The 19,047-nt window shown below is 64.2% G+C and carries 18 protein-coding genes; 10 read left to right on the top strand and 8 right to left on the bottom strand.

The genetic code is table 11. The annotated features are described in order from the left end of the window. The first annotated feature begins 124 nt into the window (after positions 1–124). Together A9762_RS12895 and A9762_RS12890 are read left to right on the top strand one after the other, a co-directional pair. Positions 125–643, top strand: a complete 519-nt coding sequence (locus A9762_RS12895) for a DUF2938 domain-containing protein (RefSeq protein WP_069342407.1) — start codon at positions 125–127, stop codon at positions 641–643. Positions 644–779: 136 nt separating this feature from the next. Next, positions 780–1,565, top strand: coding sequence for an FRG domain-containing protein (locus tag A9762_RS12890; protein ID WP_069342406.1), 786 nt, complete (start codon positions 780–782; stop codon positions 1,563–1,565). 49 nt (positions 1,566–1,614) lie between these two features. Here the strand turns inward: A9762_RS12890 and A9762_RS12885 are convergent, their stop codons facing one another. Next, the gene (locus A9762_RS12885) at positions 1,615–2,979 is read right to left on the bottom strand and encodes a GGDEF domain-containing protein (RefSeq protein WP_170836232.1); all 1,365 of its coding nucleotides are present in this window, start codon (positions 2,977–2,979) and stop codon (positions 1,615–1,617) included. A gap of 614 nt (positions 2,980–3,593) precedes the next feature. On the opposite strand from A9762_RS12885, the gene A9762_RS12875 reads away from it, so the two are divergent. Together A9762_RS12875 and dapA are read left to right on the top strand one after the other, a co-directional pair. Continuing rightward, complete coding sequence (locus tag A9762_RS12875; protein ID WP_069342403.1) at positions 3,594–4,064, top strand: VOC family protein; 471 nt, start codon at positions 3,594–3,596, stop codon at positions 4,062–4,064. Between the two features lie 383 nt (positions 4,065–4,447). Next, positions 4,448–5,410 (top strand): 4-hydroxy-tetrahydrodipicolinate synthase, encoded by a 963-nt coding sequence (gene dapA / locus A9762_RS12870; protein ID WP_083253880.1) that lies wholly within the window; start codon positions 4,448–4,450, stop codon positions 5,408–5,410. Between the two features lie 22 nt (positions 5,411–5,432). Here the strand turns inward: dapA and A9762_RS29325 are convergent, their stop codons facing one another. After that, on the bottom strand, positions 5,433–7,058 hold the full coding sequence (locus A9762_RS29325; protein ID WP_069342402.1) for a methyl-accepting chemotaxis protein: 1,626 nt from the start codon (positions 7,056–7,058) through the stop codon (positions 5,433–5,435). Between the two features lie 364 nt (positions 7,059–7,422). Then, positions 7,423–7,947, bottom strand: a complete 525-nt coding sequence (locus A9762_RS12860) for a DMT family transporter (RefSeq protein WP_069342401.1) — start codon at positions 7,945–7,947, stop codon at positions 7,423–7,425. 97 nt (positions 7,948–8,044) lie between these two features. Here A9762_RS12860 and A9762_RS12855 point away from each other — a divergent pair, with 97 nt between their 5' ends. Then, a complete protein-coding gene (locus A9762_RS12855) occupies positions 8,045–8,950 on the top strand; it encodes a LysR family transcriptional regulator (RefSeq protein ID WP_069342400.1) in 906 nt (301 codons plus the stop codon). A 17-nt stretch (positions 8,951–8,967) separates the two neighbouring features. Here the strand turns inward: A9762_RS12855 and A9762_RS12850 are convergent, their stop codons facing one another. Next, positions 8,968–9,552, bottom strand: a complete 585-nt coding sequence (locus A9762_RS12850; RefSeq protein WP_069342448.1) for a TetR/AcrR family transcriptional regulator — start codon at positions 9,550–9,552, stop codon at positions 8,968–8,970. Positions 9,553–9,711: 159 nt separating this feature from the next. Between A9762_RS12850 and A9762_RS12845 the strand changes: the two genes are divergently transcribed. Then, the gene (locus tag A9762_RS12845) at positions 9,712–10,989 is read left to right on the top strand and encodes an epoxide hydrolase family protein (RefSeq protein WP_083253879.1); all 1,278 of its coding nucleotides are present in this window, start codon (positions 9,712–9,714) and stop codon (positions 10,987–10,989) included. Positions 10,990–11,029: 40 nt separating this feature from the next. On the opposite strand, the gene A9762_RS12840 is transcribed toward A9762_RS12845, so the two are convergent. Then, positions 11,030–11,947, bottom strand: a complete 918-nt coding sequence (locus A9762_RS12840) for a LysR family transcriptional regulator (RefSeq protein WP_240493543.1) — start codon at positions 11,945–11,947, stop codon at positions 11,030–11,032. 167 nt (positions 11,948–12,114) lie between these two features. Between A9762_RS12840 and A9762_RS12835 the strand changes: the two genes are divergently transcribed. Then, positions 12,115–12,969, top strand: coding sequence for an NAD(P)H-binding protein (locus A9762_RS12835; protein WP_069342399.1), 855 nt, complete (start codon positions 12,115–12,117; stop codon positions 12,967–12,969). 36 nt (positions 12,970–13,005) lie between these two features. Beyond that, entirely contained in the window at positions 13,006–14,361 is a 1,356-nt protein-coding gene (locus A9762_RS12830; protein WP_240493542.1) for a DUF2252 family protein, read from the top strand. A gap of 59 nt (positions 14,362–14,420) precedes the next feature. Here A9762_RS12830 and A9762_RS12825 read toward each other — a convergent pair whose 3' ends face one another. Beyond that, positions 14,421–14,885, bottom strand: a complete 465-nt coding sequence (locus tag A9762_RS12825) for a nuclear transport factor 2 family protein (RefSeq protein WP_069342445.1) — start codon at positions 14,883–14,885, stop codon at positions 14,421–14,423. 149 nt (positions 14,886–15,034) lie between these two features. Continuing rightward, on the bottom strand, positions 15,035–15,706 hold the full coding sequence (locus A9762_RS12820) for a glutathione S-transferase (RefSeq protein WP_069342397.1): 672 nt from the start codon (positions 15,704–15,706) through the stop codon (positions 15,035–15,037). 147 nt (positions 15,707–15,853) lie between these two features. On the opposite strand from A9762_RS12820, the gene A9762_RS12815 reads away from it, so the two are divergent. Continuing rightward, a complete protein-coding gene (locus tag A9762_RS12815) occupies positions 15,854–16,783 on the top strand; it encodes a LysR family transcriptional regulator (RefSeq protein ID WP_069342396.1) in 930 nt (309 codons plus the stop codon). 197 nt (positions 16,784–16,980) lie between these two features. Then, positions 16,981–18,180: a YbfB/YjiJ family MFS transporter gene (locus A9762_RS12810; RefSeq protein WP_069342395.1), complete on the top strand. Its 1,200-nt coding sequence runs from the start codon at positions 16,981–16,983 to the stop codon at positions 18,178–18,180. Between the two features lie 25 nt (positions 18,181–18,205). Here A9762_RS12810 and A9762_RS12805 read toward each other — a convergent pair whose 3' ends face one another. Beyond that, positions 18,206–19,042 (bottom strand): MBL fold metallo-hydrolase, encoded by an 837-nt coding sequence (locus A9762_RS12805; protein WP_139133202.1) that lies wholly within the window; start codon positions 19,040–19,042, stop codon positions 18,206–18,208. Positions 19,043–19,047 lie beyond the last annotated feature (5 nt).

The raw sequence follows: 19,047 nt of genomic DNA, 5'->3' as shown, positions 1-19,047 counted from the left end.
CGATGCTCCCGCTTGACTTCAAGTCAACTTGAATTCGTATAGTGCCCTAAACGCGGTCGTGACGTCATGTCGCGTCCGCACGGACTACACGGACCACAGGGACCACATGCATCGGGAGATGACCATGACAACGCTCACAACGCTCGGACTTGCCGCACAAATTCTGACCATCGGTGTCTGTGCCACCGTAGTGACGGATCTTTGGGCCTTATTGCTGCGTCGCGCATTCGGCGTGGCGTCGCTGGACTTTGCGATGGTCGGGCGCTGGCTCGGCCATATGCCCTCGGGACGGTTCGCGCACGCGGGGATCGCGAAGTCTGCGCCGGTAGCCGGGGAACGAGGGCTGGGATGGGCGGTGCATTACCTCATCGGCGTGGGCTTCGCGGCCTGCCTCGTCGCACTCACCGGCCCGGTCTGGCTGGACTCCCCGACGCTGCTGCCGGCGCTCGCGTTCGGCGTCGTCACGGTCGTGCTGCCATTCTTCGTGATGCAACCGGCGTTAGGCGCCGGTTTCGCCGCCGCCAAGACGCCCAATCCCCCGCAAGCACGACTGCGAAGCCTCATGACCCACGGCGTGTTCGGGCTGGGCCTGTATGCAGGGGCATGGCTCGTCCATGCTGGCGTGGCGTCACTGGGGGGATGAGTTCACTCCAGTGGGAGCGCCCCCGGATGTCAGGCGGCACGCTTGAGCTGTCACGCACGCCGTACTATAGTGGCCGACGTCATCCCCGCACCTGCCGTGCTCTGACGTCCTCACAACATCAAGGATTGCGCCCCCTATGGACACCACTGTCGTCGAGAGCTGGAAGGATTTCATGGAGCTGTCCTCCCGCTTCGAAGGCTGGGCGTTTCGCGGGCAGCAGGACGCCCGGTGGCATCTGCAAAGCTCACTCTCGCGCTATCTGCACGCCTATGTTTCCGACAAGGAGCAGTGGCGCAGTCGCGAGGCCCGCGCGATCCGCATCTTCCGGCGAAAGGCGCACAACCACGTGCCGTGGCCCAAGCTGCTGCACGACGATCTGCGCTGCCTCGGGCTGATGCAGCACCATGGCGCCCCTACGCGCCTGCTCGACTTTACGAAATCGCCGTTCGTCGCCGCATTCTTCGCATTGGAGCGCGCCACCTCCGATTCGGCCATCTTCGCGCTCAATACCCCGGCGCTCTACGACGATCGTGCGCGCCCGCGCCATGCGGAGTGGCTCACACGCGATACGATCGATCCGCGCGTCAAGGGGAATATGGAGAAGTACTTCCTCGGCAACGACAACGAAGTGGTCTGGTTCGGCGAGCCCGAAGAAATGGACGGTCGCCTGATCGCACAGTCCGGCACGCTCGTCGTGCCCGGCGTGATCGACCGGCCGTTGCACCGCATTCTCGACGGGTACGAAAGCGAAGAGCCGTTACTGCGCAAGATCGTGCTGCCGGTCGCATTGCGCGCCGACGCCATGAAGTGGCTCTACCGGATGAACATCACGAACGCGTCGCTGTTCCCCGATCTCGATGGGCTGGCGAGATCGATTGCCGTCGAAATCGAGATGGTCTGGCCGACGCAGACGTTGGGCTGACGAGTCCGGTACGAACCAGGGATCGAGGCGGACAAGCGCCCATACCGCGTCAGAGCAGTCGCTCCAGAAAGCTCGCACCGCCCGATTTGCGCGCGGCCTTGTTGGCGTACATGCGTTGATCGGCCACGCGGATCAGTTCGCTCATCGACTCGCCGTCGTCGGGGAACACGGCAACGCCTACGCTCACCCGCACTGTCAGACTGGTGTCGTTCACCGCAATGGCCTGCTCGATCTCAGCGCGCAGGCGCGTCACCGCAAAGTCGATCCGGTCGACGACTTCCGCATCCTGAACGAGCGCCACGAACTCGTCGCCCGAATGGCGTGCCACGAAGCCGCAGTCCGCCACGCCGGCGCTCATACGCCGTCCGATTTCCTTGAGCATCATGTCGCCGGCCGCGTGACCCAGGCTGTCGTTCACATCCTTGAAGCCATCGATGTCCGCAAAGAGCAACGCCAGCTTGCCGTTGGTGCGCTGGGCGCGACGTACCGCCTCGCTCGCGAACTCGCCGAACGTGCGGCGATTCGGAAGCCCCGTCAGTTCGTCGAAGCGCGCGGCGTTGTAGAGATCGTCGATCAGTTGCTTACGCTCGATGGCCAGCGCCGTCTGATCGCAGACGAACGCGAGCAAGCGCTGCGCCGCCTCGGCCTGCAACGCCCGCACCGGGCCGTAAATCATGAGCGTGCCGACCGCGCGCCGCGCCGTATGCATCGGCAGGACCGCGAGCGCGTGGCGCGCCGCCTCGACATCGTCGTCAGGCGACAATGGCTCGGTGCGCACCTGCACGGAGCCCGACGTCACTGCGTTGCCGGGCGGGCTTTCGATCAGACGCCAAAGCGGCTCCTGCGCGTTGGTCGCCTGCACCGAGAGTTGCTCGGCCTGCGCCCAGTCGAGCAACGGGACGTCTGCGCTGTCGCGATACTGGTACGCCTTTTCCCAGACGCGCAAATCGGCGTCGCACGTCGTCACAACGATGGCGTCGATGGGGAACAAAGTGCCCAGCGTGTCGTGCACGGCCTTGCACAGTGAGCGGATGTCGGCAGCGTCGTGTGCCGCCTCTGAGATCGAGTAGGTCGCGCGCTGAAGCGCTTCGGCGCGCTTTCGGGCGGAGACGTCGCGTGCGACGCCGATGCGAAGTCCGTGCACTTCGGACCAGCGCGCGGACCACATGATGTGAACGTAATGGCCGTCTTTGTGGATGTAACGGTTCTCGAAGCCGATCCGGGGGCGGCCCGCCATGACGAGCCGGGACTCCTCGATGGTGCGTTCGCGGTCCTCTTTCGCCACGTAATCGATCATCGAGCGTCCCATCAATTCTTGCGGCGTGTAGCCGAGAATATGCTCACAGGCCGGACTCACGTAAACGAGCGTGCCGGTCTGATTGACGAGAAACACTGCGTCCAGCAGCAACTCCATGCAGCTAGCCAGGACGTCTTTTGTTACGAATTCCATTTGTTTCGAACGGCCATGATGCGTCGGGCCAGTATAAGGCAATCTCAACATGTGAATATTTCATCACAGTGACAACGCAAAACCTTGCGATTGCCGTCCCGCACCGGCGCGTGCCGCCTAGAAAATAAGCTGTCTGACCCAGCGAGGCGTGACGACATCGGCTGCGCATTGCGCAAGGGCCTCCCGGTGGGCCCCATCGTACTCTTGGCGAAGCAACTTGATTCGGGCTGCGACGAGGTGACGGAAAGCCAACTCGCGCTCGCTAAACCCTACCCGATCCACATAGCGTGTGCCGTCCGGCAAAGCCCCTCGAATTTCGTAATAAGTCACCCCGTCCTGCAAATACTTCACCACTTTGGCTGCCATCTTGTTCCGATTCTTATTCGTTTTTGCCCGCGCTGTACCCGTTATTTTTAAGTGTCCGGGTTTTGGCGATTGTCACTTGGGAAATTCAAATAAGCAACCGCCAGGACACGCGCGTGGCGGCCGCGCGACGGGAACGCGACAGGCGCGCCCGCACCGGTGTAGTAACCTGAATCACCGCCTTTTTTGGATGGCGACTCACCAAGGAGACAACCATGACGAAGCTCGTCACCTGCGTTTGGTTCAACGGTCAGGCCCGCGAAGCGGCCGAATTCTATGCGGCGACATTTCCTGACAGTCACGTTCAGGCGCGTCATGTCTCGCCCATTCCGGGGATCGGCGCCGGAAATGAACTGACGGTCGAATTCACGGTGCTCGGTCAGCCGTTCGTCGGACTGAACGGCGGCCCCGAATTCCAGCCGAACGAGGCCGTCAGTTTCATGGTGGTGACGAAGGATCAGGAAGAAACCGACCGCTACTGGGATGCGATTCTCGCCAACGGCGGCAAGGCATCGGCGTGCGGCTGGTGCAAGGACCGCTGGGGCTTCTCGTGGCAAATCACGCCGCAGCGATTGCTCGATCTCATGGCGGACACCGACGTCGGCCGTGCACGCCGCGCCATGGAAGCCATGATGACCATGCACAAGATCGACATTGCCACGCTAGACCGCGCAGCGGCCGGTTGAAGCTGGCGTGAGCCCCGAAGCGCGCTGCCGACGTAGGCAGCGCGCTTGACGTACCCCGCGCATCGCGTATAGAGTCACCGCATGACGAATTTCAGCCACCTCCGCTCGCAAGCTTTGCGTGCTGTCCTCACCGGACAGGCGGGTGCGTTCGTCAAAAGCAAAAAACAGTCGCTCAACTGACCGGAGCGTGTTGTTCCGTCAGTTGAGCGACGGAATAGCCACGTGGACCCGGCAGTCCCGCCCCGCGCGCCTCGCGCCGCTGCAACACCCGGCCAGCCTGCCCCGAAGTCTCCCACGCGTCTCGATCTCTGCGTCGCCCTGCTGAACGGTTTCCGTACAGGTCACCACTCGTTCATCGGATTCGTATCGTCCAGGGAGACACCATGCAAGACGCGCAACCGCAGACAACACCGGCCACCACCACCGCTACCGCTACTGCTACCCGCTTTCGCGGCATCTGGCTGCCGCTGATCACCCCGTTTACCCGTGAAGGCGCGAATACGCCCGTCGACCACGCCGCGCTGCGGCGCCTCGTCACGCATTACCGCCACTCGGGAATTGCCGGCTTCGTGATCTGCGGTACGACGGGCGAAGCCGCGGCATTGGACGACGCCGAACAACTCGCCGTACTCGAGACCGTACTCGCGCACGCCGATGGTCTGCCAGTGATCGCCGGGCTGGCGGGCAACCACCTCGGCCACACGCTGGCCCGTCTGGACGCCTTCAATGCGCTGCCGCTGGCCGGGGTACTCGCCCCGGCCCCGTACTACATCCGCCCGTCGCAAGCGGGCCTCATCGACTGGTTCAGCACGCTGGCCGATCGTTCGAACGCGCCCCTCGTCTTGTACGACATCCCCTACCGCACAGGCACGACACTGACCCTCGACACGCTGCTAACGCTCGCGGGTCACGACAACATTCGGGGCATCAAGGACTGTGGCGGCAATGCGCACACGACGCAGGCGCTGATCGCCGACGGCCGCCTGTCGGTGCTGGCGGGCGAGGACCATCAGTTGCTGTCGACGCTGACGATGGGCGGACATGGGGCGATCATCGCCTCGTCGCACTGCCGTCCCGCGCATTACGCGGCGCTGTATCGCGCGGTTCAGTCGCAGCAACTCGATGTGGCCCGCGTGCTTTTCCACGCGCTCATGCCCGTGGTGAAGCTGCTGTTCTCGGAAGCGAATCCCGGCCCGGTGAAGGCATGGCTCGCACGTGAGGGCTTGCTGGAAGACGTGCTGCGCGCGCCGATGACGAGCGCGTCGCCGGCGCTGGCGCAGCAGTTGGTGGACGCGGTCGCCGCCATCGACGCCGCGTTTGGCGCGAAGGCGGCCAACGCCGCCTGATCGGGCTAGTGTGCCTCTGACGTCAGGCGACGGCGCGCAAGCGAACTTCGCCTGACATCGCAGGCATGGACGACGTGGAGACGACACCGCCATACGACGCGCCTTCGCGATTCACCCGGAACTTCGACGCTTCGGTCACCAGTTCCCCGGCCTGCTGGCGCATATGCTCGGCGGCGGCTGCCGCCTCCTCCACGAGCGCGGCGTTCTGCTGCGTGACCTGATCCATCTGCGCGACGGCCTGATTGACCTGTTCGATGCCACGCGCCTGCTCGTCGCTCGCGGCGGCAATTTCCGTGATGAGTTCGCTCACGCGGCGCACCGACACGACGATCTGGTCCATCGTACGGCCGGCGACTTCCACGCGCGACGAACCGTCCTGCACCTGCTGGACGGACATCGCGATCAGTTCCCGAATGTCCTTGGCCGTGCCTGCCGAGCGTTGTGCCAGCGTACGCACTTCACCCGCGACGACCGCGAAGCCACGGCCCTGCTCGCCCGCGCGCGCCGCCTCCACGGCGGCATTGAGCGCCAGAATGTTGGTCTGGAACGCAATGCCCTCGATGGCCGAGATCATCTCGCTCATGCGTGCCGAGGCGCTGGCCATCGCCTGCATCGTCTCGACCACGGCGCGAACGCTTTGCGCACCGGCGTCGGCCACGCCCGACGCTTCCTGCGACAGACGCTTCGCCTCCAGCGCATGCTCGACGTTCTGACGCACCGTCGACGTCAGCTCTTCCATGGACGCTGCCGTTTCTTCGAGCGACGCCGCCTGCTCTTCCGTGCGTTGTGAGAGGTCCGTGTTGCCTTGGGCGATTTCGCGTGCGGCGGTATCGATCGCGCCGGACGCGCCCTGAATGTTGCGCACGAGATGGCCCAGCTGTGCGATTGCGGTATCGAGCGCCTTCGCCATCTGACCGATTTCGTCGGTCGAATCCACGGGCACCCGATGCGTCAGGTCCCCGCTTGCCAGGGCGCTGGCGCCATCGACCGCCGCCCGCACCGGACGCGTGACCGAGCGCGCAATCGCAACGCCGCACGCAACCGATGCCGCAACAGACGCCAGCAGTGTCACCAGCAACCACAACCGTGCGGACAGGTAGGCGTCGTTCGCATCGGCCGCTTCCTTCGCGCTCACGGCCTTGCCCACGCCCATCAGGTCATCCAGTGGTGAGAAGAACGCCAGTTGCGCCTTTTGAATCGGCCCCATCAGTTCACTTTTTGCGGCGGCGAAATCACCGTTGTGCACCAGCGTTCTGAACCGGTCGATCTGCTTGCCGTACTCGGCACCGGCGGTCGTCAACGTCGCGTAAAGCGCCTTGCCCTTCTCGGTGTAGAACATCGTCGCCATGGCGTCGAGGCTCTTGAGATTCGCGCGATGCAGTTCGTCGATCTTGCCCAGACGGGCATCGAGCTGCGAGGCATCTTCCGACATGGCGATGTCGCGCATCAGCACCGCCACGTGCGCCGCCCGGTCCTTCAGGTTGTGGAATTCGAGAATCTTGTTGTTCAGATCGGAGACGATGAGTTGCGTGTTCTTGTCCATCGTCGCCATTTTCGTCACGGCGACCACCGCCACGACCAACAGCATCACGACGTTGAGGGTGAAGGCGGCAGCGAGCCGTTTGCTGATACTCAGGTTCTTGAACATTGCCTTGCGCGCTTTGGTCGATGTGTCGATGTTGGCGATTCGTCTTGCGTCGTCTCGCGGTCGTATTCACGATCTGCCGCCGGTCAGCACGGCAGTCGCTGTCTCTCTCTCAGTCCCGTCTCTCTGGACCTCTGACGAGACTTAACGAATGCTTTTGACGAAACTTGAGCTTCCTCTCGACAAATTCCTCCGACGGCCCGCAAACGCCCGTCACACAAGGCTTTCCACCGGTGGTCACATGCACCGAAAACGTGCCGGAAACGTGCGAATTACATATATCAGGGATCCGATTACATCGACGTTGAGCGCAATGCCGACCACATGACGCCGATGACCGGCCGCCATGTCGTCGGCGTCACGATATTCACGAGCCGATGGCGCTCGCCGCCGCCGCCTTCACCGGTGCAGCGCGCGTGCCCCACTGCACGACGATCATGCCCGCAACGATCAGCACGACCCCGGCAATCCGCACGAGGTTGACGGGCTTGGTCGGCAGTCCCATCAGGCCGAAATGGTCGATGAGCAGCGATGCGACGACCTGCCCTGCCACCACGCAAACGATAAAGTTGGCGGCACCCAGACGCGGCGTCAGCACCAGCGCGGCCGTGATGTATGCCACGCCCGCGATGCCGCCGATCCACAGCCACCAGGGGCCACGCGCGGCGGCGGCGAGATTCGGCAACCCGGCGCGCATGCCGATCAGCACGGGCAGCACGACAATGAGACTGACCAGCAGCGACGCGACCGTTGCCCACAGCGGATGCCCGAGCGTGCGTCCCAGCGCGGCATTGCTGCCCGCCTGAAACGGCACGACCGCGCCGGCGAGCATGGCGACCACCAACGGCAACAGCACGGATACCGACATTTGGGGCGTGAAGGATGCATTCATAAGGTGACCTCTCTATTCGTAAATAAGGCTTGCCTTCAGCATGAATCATCCATTTCAATAATGGAAATTCGTAATCGACACATAAACTATTCGCCAAATGGATGACTTGCGTCGCATCGACCTCAATCTGCTGCTGACGCTGCATGCACTGCTGGCGGAGCGTCACGTCTCACGCGCGGCACTCCGACTGCATCGCAGCCAGCCGGCGGTGAGCCATGCACTGGCGCAACTGCGCGGGATCTTCGAGGACCCGCTGTTAGTGCGGCGCGACGGCGGGCTCGCCCTCACGGCCCGCGCCCTCGAATTGCAGCGTCCGCTCGAAGATGCGCTCGATCAACTGCAAGGGTTGTTGCATGCGCCGGCGTTCGATCCACGCCGGGCACGGCGAACGTTTCGCATCGCATTGTCCGATTACGGTTCCCGCGTGGCGCTCCCGGCGCTCACACACCGGCTTCGCGAGCGCGCGCCCGGCATCGATATCGCTGCCACGCAGGCAAGCCGCGAGGCGATGCTCACGCAATTGCTCGATGGCGAAATCGATCTCGCACTGGGGGTATTTCACGACTTTCCGGGGGAGTTGGAGACGCTGACGCTGTTCGAAGAATCGTTCGTCTGCCTGGCGGATCGCGCGACGTTGCCTGCGCGCGGCAATCTGACGATGGCGCAGTGGATCGCCCGGCCGCATGTGCTGGTCGCCATGCGTCCGGGTGCGGACAACGAGATCGATCAGGCGCTCGCGGAGTTGGGGCACGTGCGACGCGTGGCCGTCACGCTCCCGCACTGGAGCATCGCCCCGGAGTTGATCGCGGGCACGGACCTTGTGCTGACGGTCGCCGAGCGCGCGGTGGCGCACCTGCGCCACGAGCGGAAATTGCGGCGCTTCGCCGCGCCCTTCGCCATTCCGCCCTTCCCGTTTCAGGCCGTGTGGCACACGCGACGCGATGTGGACCCCGCGCACCGCTGGCTGCGCGAACAGATCGTGCAGGTCTGCTCCGACGGGTAATGACGAGACCTTGACCGTCAGAGTCCCAGCCCGGTGAGCAAACCGTCGATCTGACGCACGAATGCCGGACGGTCGTACTTCACAAGGGCCATGCGCCACAGGCCTTGCAGGAAGGTCACGATGACCTGTGCGAAGGTCTCCACTTCAAGTGGCGAGCGCAGTTTTCCTTGCGCCCGATCGTCGCTCAAACGCGTCTCCAACGCCGTGCGCAACTGACGCAGGCTCTGCTCCGCACGCTCGCGCAGTTCAGGCTCGGCGAGCACTTCGTCGACCTCCATGGCTGCCAGCATGCAAAGCCGGGGCGCCTGCGGATTGTCGAGACAGTCGATGACTGCCGCAAAGAATGCGCGAATACCTGACGCCGCATCGGGGGCGGACGTCAGCGCGTGCATACGCGCCGCGACGACCTGATCCTGATAGCGCTGCAAGCACATCAGATAGAGGTGTTTCTTGCTCTTGAGCGTGTTGTAGAACGAACCTTCGCCGATCTCCATCACTTTCAGAAGATCGCGCAGCCCCGTCGCAGCGTAACCCCGCTGCCAGAACAACGTCGTCGCCTTGTCCAGCGCCTGCTCGTAATCGAATGCCAGTTTGCGTGCCATGGTGCGAAGCATACCTCAAATGTAGCGATCGCTAAAAAACTCTTGATCAACATGCGCTCGCATGTTTAATATTGTAGCACTCGCTACATTTTAGCGTTCACTCAACCGTCGAAGTCCCGGCTCCCCTTATTGCCCGGCCTTCATTTCCGGAGTTTCTCGATGTCAGCATTGCCCCCATTACCCGCACTGTCCCCGGTCACGTCAGCCACCGACGCCAATGTCCTGACGCTGGCCCTGCCCGAGGCCACCGACGCCGTCACACCGTTCCATGTCCACGTTTCCGACGCGGCGATCGAAGACCTGCATTCGCGCCTGACCCGAATTCGCTGGCCGGACCGTGAGTTGGTGAACGACTGGTCGCAGGGCGTGCCGCTCGCCGCAGCGCAGGCATTGGTCGCGCACTGGCTGCATCGCTACGACTGGCGACGCTTCGAAGCCCGGTTGAACCGTTTCCCCCAATTTCGTACCCGCATCGACGGCGTCGGCATTTATTTCATTCACGCCCGTTCGAAGCACGAAAACGCCATGCCGATTCTGCTCACGCACGGATGGCCAGGATCGATAGCCGAGTTCCTCGACGTGATCGAGCGACTGACGGACCCGGTCAAGTTCGGCGGGAGTGCACAAGACGCCTTCCATGTCGTCGTCCCCGCCATCCCGGGTTACGGCTTCTCCGACAAGCCGCGCGACCTCGGCTGGAATCCCGCACGCATCGCCCGCGCATGGGGCGTGCTGATGACCGAGCGTCTTGGCTACGGGCGATGGGTCGCCCAGGGCGGCGACTGGGGCTCCGCCATCACCACGGCACTCGCCGGTCAGGCGCCCGACGGGCTGCTCGCTGCCCACGTGAACCTGCCGATGGTCGTGCCATCCGAGCTACCCGTGAATCCGACGCCCGAGGAAGCCCGCGCCATGGCGGGCATCGAGTATTTCGTCAACCAGGGCACGGGTTACGCGGATCAGATGAACACGCGTCCGCAGACCATCGGCTACGCGCTCAACGACTCGCCGCTGGCGCTCGCGATGTGGATGTATGAGAAGTTCTGGGACTGGACCGACAACCAGGGCAAGCCGGAAGACGCCCTGAGTCTCGACCAGATGCTCGACGACATCTCCCTGTACTGGTTCACGGGCACCGGGACGTCGGCCTCGCGGCTCTACTGGGAAGGGGTGGGCGAGACGATTCACAGCCACACGTTCTTTTCGCCGGGACGCTCAGGCGGCCAGCGCATCGAGATCCCGATGGGTGCAAGCCTGTTCCCCGCCGAGACATTCAATCCGCCGCGTCATTGGGCCGAACAGGCATGGCGCACGATCTTCCACTGGAACGAAGTCGAGGCCGGGGGGCATTTCGCCGCGTTCGAGGAGCCCGAGATTTTCGCCAGGGAGATGTGGACAGCCTTCCGCGCGTTCCGCGAACCGGCGCAGGCGCAATAATCGCTAAGAGCGCATTGGCCGCATATGGCCTTGCCAGTGATTACGCTCCCTGCGCCGTCAGCGACGTCACCAGATCCAGAAACGCCCGTGTCTTGGCGGGCGGATGGTGACGCGACGGGTGGTAGGCATAGAGCGGGAAATGCTCGTCGGGCCAGTCGGGAAAGAGGTTGACCAACTGACCGCTTTCTCGCAAGCCTCCCGTGCCGAAGCCCATCACCTGAGCGATGCCGTAGCCCGCCAGACAGGCGCTGAGCAACGTGCCGGCGTCGTTGACGACGAGGCGTCCGTTGGTCGGCACCACGAGTCGTTTGCGCTTGCGGTGAAACTCCCAGGCAAAGGGGCGTCCCGTGCGCGGATCGCGAAACTCGATGCAGGTGTGCGCCTCCGACGACAGGTCCTCCGGCGTCGACGGACGACCACACCGCTTCAGATAGGCCGGAGACGCGACCGTGTAGATCGGCGTATCGAGCAGTTTGCGCGCAACGAGCGTGGAATCGGGCGGCACGCCGAAACGCACCGCCAGATCGAAGCCGTCGGCAATCATGTCGCCGAGACTGTCCTTCGTGATCAGTTCGAGATGCAGGGCAGGATGTTGCGCGAGAAACGCTTCGAGACTCGGCCCAAGAATCAGACGCGAGAAGAACGGATCGATGTTCACGCGCAACCGGCCACGCACTGCCGTCGCCCCACCCGATGCCGTAGCCGCTGCATCTTCCAACCCCGCCAGCAACGGGGTGACCTGTGCATAGAATCGCCGCCCTTCGTCGGTGAGCGAAACCACGCGTGTGGTGCGATCGAACAAGCGAATCCCCAGTCGCCCTTCCAGTCGCGACACCGCACGACTCACGCCCGGCTGCGACATATCGAGACGCTCGCCCGCCGCCGCAAAACTGCCTGCCTCCACGATCGCTACGAACACACTCATGCCGTTGAGCATGCGTTCATCGAATCCGGCCACGGTTCTCTCCCCGGCGTCAGACGCCAAATCAGATGCAAGATCAGATACCCACCTCAGATGCCAAAATGGCATCAATCAAATGACATTCATGTTATCGCGAAATGTCGATCCTCTCACCACAATAGCGACCAGCGCGGTAGGGACCGCGATCTCTTCAAGGATTCGACATGTACGTCATTACAGGAATTACCGGACAAGTGGGCGGTGTCGTCGCACAAACGCTGCTGGACCAGGGCGACGCCGTGCGTGCCGTCGTACGCAGCGCTGCCAAGGGCGCCCCGTGGCAAGCACGTGGCTGCGACGTCGCCATCGCCGAAGTGGCCGATGCCGACGCGCTCACCCGAGCCTTCACCGATGCGCAGGGCGTGTTCATTCTGCTGCCGCCGCACTTCGACCCATCGCCCGATTTCGCCGAATCGCGCGCCAATATCGCCGGCATCGTCAAGGCACTGCAAACCGCGCGTCCGGCGCGCGTGGTCTGCCTGTCGACCGTCGGCGCACAAGCCACACAGCCCAGCCTGCTGTCGCAACTGTCGTTGCTCGAACAACATCTCGGCGCGCTCGACCTGCCGGTGACGTTCCTGCGCGCCGCATGGTTCATGGAAAACGCGGCGTGGGACGTCGCCCGCGCCCGCACCGATGGCGTGCTCGAAAGCTATCTGTCACCGCTCGACCGTGCGATTCCCATGGTCGCGACCGCCGATGTCGGTACGACGGCGGCACAGTTGCTGCGCGAGCCGTGGGAAGGCAAGCGCGTTGTGGAGCTGTGCGGCCCGGCACCGGTGTCGCCGGCATTGCTTGCCCAGGCGCTGGGTCGTGAGCTGGGCCGCGACCTCGTCGCACGCGTCATCGCGCGCGACGAATGGGAAGCACGCTTCCTCGCACAAGGCATGCGCTATCCCACACCGCGCATGCAAATGCTCGACGGCTTCAACGAAGGCTGGATGACGTTCGAAGGCACACCGCGCCGCGGTACGACACCGCTGGCCGATGTCGTGAAAGCACTCGTTGCTTGCCAGTAAGGCGCGCTCTGGTCGACACTGAGGGCACTGCATCGCGTGCGGCCGCACAGACGGCCGGCGCAGCGTGCTCTCAGGGAGCGTCGAATGGCAAACGGCAAGCACCTCAGCTCGGCAAAGAAACAACGATGGGCCACGCCGGAGGCCCGGCTGGAACGACTCACGCGCGAACGCGAGCGCAAGATGGCGCGCTCGCCTCATGCGTATGTCCGGGGCAGCACGGTGCGATTCTACGAATGGCTGGACGAGGCCGACGTCAATCTGCCGCAGGGTCCTGCCATCTGGATCTGCGGCGACTGCCACACCGGCAATCTCGGCCCGCTGGCGGATGCTCACGGTCACGTCGACGTGCTGATTCGTGATCTCGATCAGACCGTCGTCGGCAATCCCGTTCACGATCTGATCCGGCTCGCCCTTTCGCTGGCGAGCGCCGCACGCGGCTCGGCCCTCTCCGGGCTGACCATCATCCACATGCTCGAAGCGCTCACGCACGGCTATATGTCGGCGTTTGATCGCGAAGCGGACAACGCGTCGACCGGCGGCGATAAGCCGCCCAAGACGCGCCCCCGCAAAAACAATGGCAATGGCAAGACGAAGCGCAGCAAAACCGACGATGCTCGTCCGGAAGCCGTCGACCTCATCATGCGGCAGGCGGTCAAGCGCTCGTGGAAACATCTGGCGCTGGAGCGGATCGAGGACATTCGTCCCAAGATTCCGCTGGGCCGACGCTTCTGGCCGTTGAGCCGCACTGAGCAAAAGCAGATCGAGGCGTTGTTTCAGGTCGATGCCATCGCGAGTCTTGCGACGTCGCTACGCGGGCGTCCCAATGACGGCGCGGTCGAAGTACTCGACGCAGCCTACTGGGTCAAGGGATGCAGCTCGCTTGGCCGCCTGCGTTACGCCGTATTGCTCGACGTGGACGGTGGCGTCGTGCAGGGCGACGATCTCTGTCTGATGGATCTGAAGGAAGGCGTGAAAGCGGCCGCGCCCCGCTACGCCGGGTCGCGCATGCCACGTGACAACGCCGAGCGCGTCGTGAAAGGCGCCCGGCACCTGTCGCCGTCGTTGGGAGAGCGCATGCGGGCGGCACGCCTGCTCGATCGCTCTGTCGTCATCCGTGAACTGCTCCCGCAGGACCTCAAGCTCGAGATCGAGACGCTCACCCGACACGACGCCGCCGAAGTCGCGCACTACCTCGGGCGTGTCGTCGGTCAGGCGCATGCGCGGCAAATGGACGACGCCACCTGCCGCGCATGGCTGGCCGACCTGCAACGCAATCGCTCGAAGACCATCGACACGCCGGTCTGGCTCTGGAACAGCGTGGTGCAACTCACGAGCGAACACGAAGCCGCTTACCTCGAACACTGCAAGCGAATGTTCTCCGCAGAATCCTGAGCGCATATCGCGCCGACGTGACCCTCGCATCAAGCGTCGGCGTGCATCGCAGCAAACGCTCAGAACATCGAATTGCCGCTGACGGTCTTGGCCGGGGTCTGTTGCGAGACGTCCCAGTGCTCGACGATCTTGCCCTTGTCGAGACGGAAGATGTCCACGATGGCGATGGGCAGATCGCCCGGATGCGGCACCTTGCGCACGTGCAGAATCACGAAATCGCCGTCGGCGAAAGCCCGTACGATATCGCTGTGCGAGTCCGGCTGGTTCTTGCGCAGAAATTCCAGAAACTTGCCGAACCCCTCGATGCCGTCGGGCGCATTCGGATTGTGCTGAATGTACTTGTCGCCGAGATACTGACGCGCCGCTGCGAAGTCCTTGCGGTTGAGCCCCGCCTCGTAGAACGCGAGCACGGCCTGCTTGTTCGCCGCCAACTGCGCCGCCGACACGGCCGGCGCCACACTTCCCGACGCGCCCAGCCCTTCGGTCGCCGCTGCCGAAATCGCGGAACCGGGCAACGGCGCCATCCCCTCGGCCGCGTGGGCCACAGGCGTGGTGACGGTGAAGGCGGCGGTCACCGTGGCAGCCACGGCGAGCCACGAAGCAATCGATGTTTTCATAGCGTTTCGCTTGTCTGTTTTGTCTGAGATAGCCTGAAATAAGGCGATGACGGAAATCAGCTTAGCAGTTCGTACGGTCCGCCGCGCATGAGGGCACGTCGATAAGCGTCGCGCGCGTGGATGCGTTCGAGGAAATCGACGATGGCAGGCCAACGCCCCCGGGCATCGCCGCGTGCCGCCACGGCTTCCAGCGGGAAACTCATCTGAATGTCGGCCGCGCTGAACTGGTCGCCGACGAACCAGCCGGTCTTCGTCAATGCATCGTTGACGTATCCGAAATGCAACGCCAGTTGAGGGTCGACGAAGCTCGACTGCAAGGTGCCGCTGATCTTGCGCGCGATAGGACGCACGAAGAACGGCATCGGTGCGCTGGCAATACGCAGTGCCACCAGCTTGAGCAGCAACGGCGGCATGGCCGAGCCTTCTGCGTAATGCAGCCAGTAGGTCCATTGCAGCCGTTCGGGCGTATCACGTGGGGGTGCGAGACGTCCCTGACCATACCGGTCGGCCAGATACTCGATGATCGCGCCCGATTCCGCCAGCGTCAGATCGCCGTCGGTGATGACCGGCGATTTGCCCAGCGGATGCACCCGGCGCAACGCGGGCGGCGCGAGCATGGTCTTCGGATCGCGTTCGTAGCGTTGCAGCTCGTACGGCACCTCAAGCTCTTCGAGCATCCACAGCACGCGCTGCGAGCGGGAGTTGTTCAGGTGATGGACCGTCAGCATGGTGTCTGGCTCCGGCGGGAAATCCGCACGCCATTGTCGCCTTAATGACGGGTTTAAGGGTACGCTTGTCCATCGGCCGTGTGCGCGAACGCTACGGTCCTCCGACAATCCCCGGCGTCTTCCAGACGTCTCATCCCGTTCTCGCTCATGGACCGAATCGACGCCATGAAGGTCTTCGTCGCCATCGTCGACGAAGGCAGCCTCGCCGGCGCCGCCCGGCGTCTCGGACGCTCGGCCGCCGCCGTGAGCCGTGCCATCGCCTACCTGGAAACCCACACCGGCACCGCCCTGCTTCATCGCACCACGCGAACGCTCCGGCTCAGCGCCGCCGGCGAGCGCTATGCCGCCGCCTGCCGGCGCATTCTGCTCGATCTCGACGAAGCCGATGTCATCGCCGCCGGAGAGCGGTCCGACCCACGCGGTCAATTGACGGTCTCCGTGCCGCTCGCCGCCGGCGAAACCTTCATGCGCGAGATCGCCGACGCCTTCATCGAGCGCTACCCCGACGTGGTCGTGCGCCTGCAACTGAGCGATCTGCCAGTCAACCTGATCGACGAAGGGGTCGACGTGGCGGTGCGCGTCGCGCATCTGCCGGACTCGTCGCTGGTGGCGACACAGGTCGGTGAAGTGCGCCGCATCATCGCTGCCTCACCGGAATATCTCGCCACGCACCCGCCCATCGAGACGCCCGCCGACCTGTCGAAGCATCGCATCGTCTCCATGACGTATTTCGGCATCGACTCCTGGCGTTTTCCGCCCACGGGTCGCAGCGCCGTGCCGCAGATCGTTCAGTTCACGCCACGGCTGATCGTCAACTCGATTCGTGCCGCGATCGCCTCCGTGGTCGCGGGACACGGCGTGGCACGCATGCTGACGTACCACATCGTCAAGGAACTGGAAGACGGTACGTTGACGATCCTCTTGCAGAACTACGAACATCCCCCCATGCCGGTGCACATCATCACCCCGCAGGGACGACTGTCCGTACCCAAGGTACGCGCATTCGTGGACTTTGCCGTGCCGCGTCTGCGCAAGCATTTCTCGCGCGTCCACAAGCTCGCGGCGGGCAAGGCCTGACAGCGACGCGCGAGGTCACGCGGCACGCAGGGCATGTCCGCGCGAGCGCAAGCCGTCGTCATTCGTACGCGGCGCGGAAGAATGACTTCCGGCGCACGCCCTTTTTCCGGCCCGTTGCCGCGACCTACACTGGCTCCATCGCTTTTGCGCGCCGTACCGGCCAAAGCCGGGGACGGCGCAGCGTCCCCGGAGTCAACATGTCCAATGCAGTACTCGGCGGCACCACGACCGCCCCCTTCAACGCCTGGCGCGCCACGCTGTCGGCCGCGTGCGCCAGCCTCATCGGCATTGGTTTTGCCCGCTTCGCCTACACCGCCCTGCTGCCGGCCATCATCGGCGCGCACTGGTTCGCGCCTGCAACGGCAGCCTATCTCGGCGCCGCCAACCTCGGGGGTTATCTCGCCGGGGCGCTGGGCGCACGGGTGCTGGCGCGCCATGCGCCGAACGTCATCGTGCTGCGCGCCATGATGCTGCTCGCCGCGCTGACGTTCTTCGCCTGCGCGTGGCCCATCTCGTTTCTGTGGTTCTTCGCGTGGCGCTTTGCGTCGGGATTCGCGGGCGGGGTGCTGATGGTCATGGCGGCGCCTTCGGTGCTGGCCCACGTCGCGCCGTCGCGACGCGGTATTGTCAGCGGCGCAATCTTCGCCGGGCTGGGGCTCGGAATCGCGGCCTCGGGCACGCTCGTGCCGCTGCTGTTGCGTCAGGGGCTGGCACAGACATGGATCGGGCTGGGTGTGCTCTCGCTGCTGCTCACGGCAGTGGCGTGGCGCGGCTGGCCCGACGGCGCACCGGTCGCGACCGCCACGGCGCATCCGAAGCACCGTGCAGTCGCACCGCTCACGCTGCGCTCGCTTTACGTCGAATACGCGCTGAACGCCGTCGCATTGGTGCCGCACATGATCTTCCTCGTCGACTACGTCGCGCGGGGTCTTGGCAAAGGCCTCGATGCCGGCGCGAATTACTGGGTGCTGTACGGCCTCGGCGCCATCGTCGGCCCGATATTCGTCGGTCATCTCGCGGACCGCATTGGCTTCGCACGCGCCCTGCGAGTCGCTTACGTTGCGCAAATGTGCGCCGTCGTGTTGCCCGTGCTGGGGCTCGGACTACCCGCCCTGATCGTCTCGAGCTTCGTAATGGGGGCGTTCACGCCCGGTATCGTGCCGCTCGTGCTCGGTCGCGTGAACGAGTTGCTGGCGCACCATCCCGCCTCGCAAAAGGGCGCGTGGAGCACGGCGACGACCAGCTTCGCCACCTTGCAGGCCGGTGCGGCTTACGGACTGTCGTTCCTGTTCGCGGCGACTTCCGGCAACTACTCGCTGCTGTTTATCGTCGGCGGCGCAGCCATGGCTACCGGTCTGGTCGTGAACATCGTTGCCGGGCGCATGGCGCGCGCCTGACGCGCAGACGTCGTCACCGCACGGGTCAGGCTTCGTATTCGATGCGGTAAGCGCCCTTCTGTTGCCGGATGCTTGCGAAGCCGAGTTCGCCCAGATGCATTCCGGCGATCAGCAGCCGGTCTGCACTGACCCTGTCGAGCAGCCTCGTTCGCGTGGCCGCGGCGAGCGATGTGTCCTGATCGAAGGCGATCGACACGTCCGGGCGCTGGATCTGGATGTGGGGGAAGTGCACGATATCGCCCCAGACGAGCAAGCCAGCGTCGCGAGACTCGATGAGGTACCCCGTATGCCCTTCGGTGTGCCCCGGCAACGACATCGCGCGGATGCCGGGAAGCACCTCACCGGCGTCAAACGTGCGAAGCCGCTCGCGATAACCGTCGAAGACCTGTCGCGCGATCCGGAAGTTGCCCTGTGCCCGCTCGCTGGCGCGAGCCAGATTGGCGTCGTCCTCCCAGAACGCCACCTCGCGCCGGTCGACGACCAGCGCCGCGTTCGGAAAGGCGACCTCACCCTTCGTCATCAGTCCGCCGACATGATCGGGATGTGCATGCGTGAGGAGCACCGTATCGATGTCCGCAGGCTCAATTCCGGCGAGCAACAGATTGCCCTTGAGATGACCACCCCACTGCTTGATGCCACCGGCGCCGCCGTCGATGAGCACCGTGCGACCGCCCCCTTGCACGACATAGCAGTTGATGTGGATGGCGGCCGGCGCCTGCTGCCCGGCCTCGCCCTGGATACGTGCAGCTTCGGAAGCGTCGATGTTCGAAAGAAAGTCGAGACTCGCGGTGAGATAACCGTCGCTGATCGCCGTGACGGTGAAGTCGCCGACTTGCTGGCTGGGGAAAGTGTGAGTTGGCACCATTG

It is taken from the genome of Pandoraea sp. ISTKB, from assembly GCF_001721285.1.
GTDB classification, from domain to species: Bacteria; Pseudomonadota; Gammaproteobacteria; order Burkholderiales; family Burkholderiaceae; genus Pandoraea; species Pandoraea capi.
The sequence above is the reverse complement of the archived record's forward strand: the minus strand, read 5'-3'. Positions and strand labels throughout refer to the sequence as shown.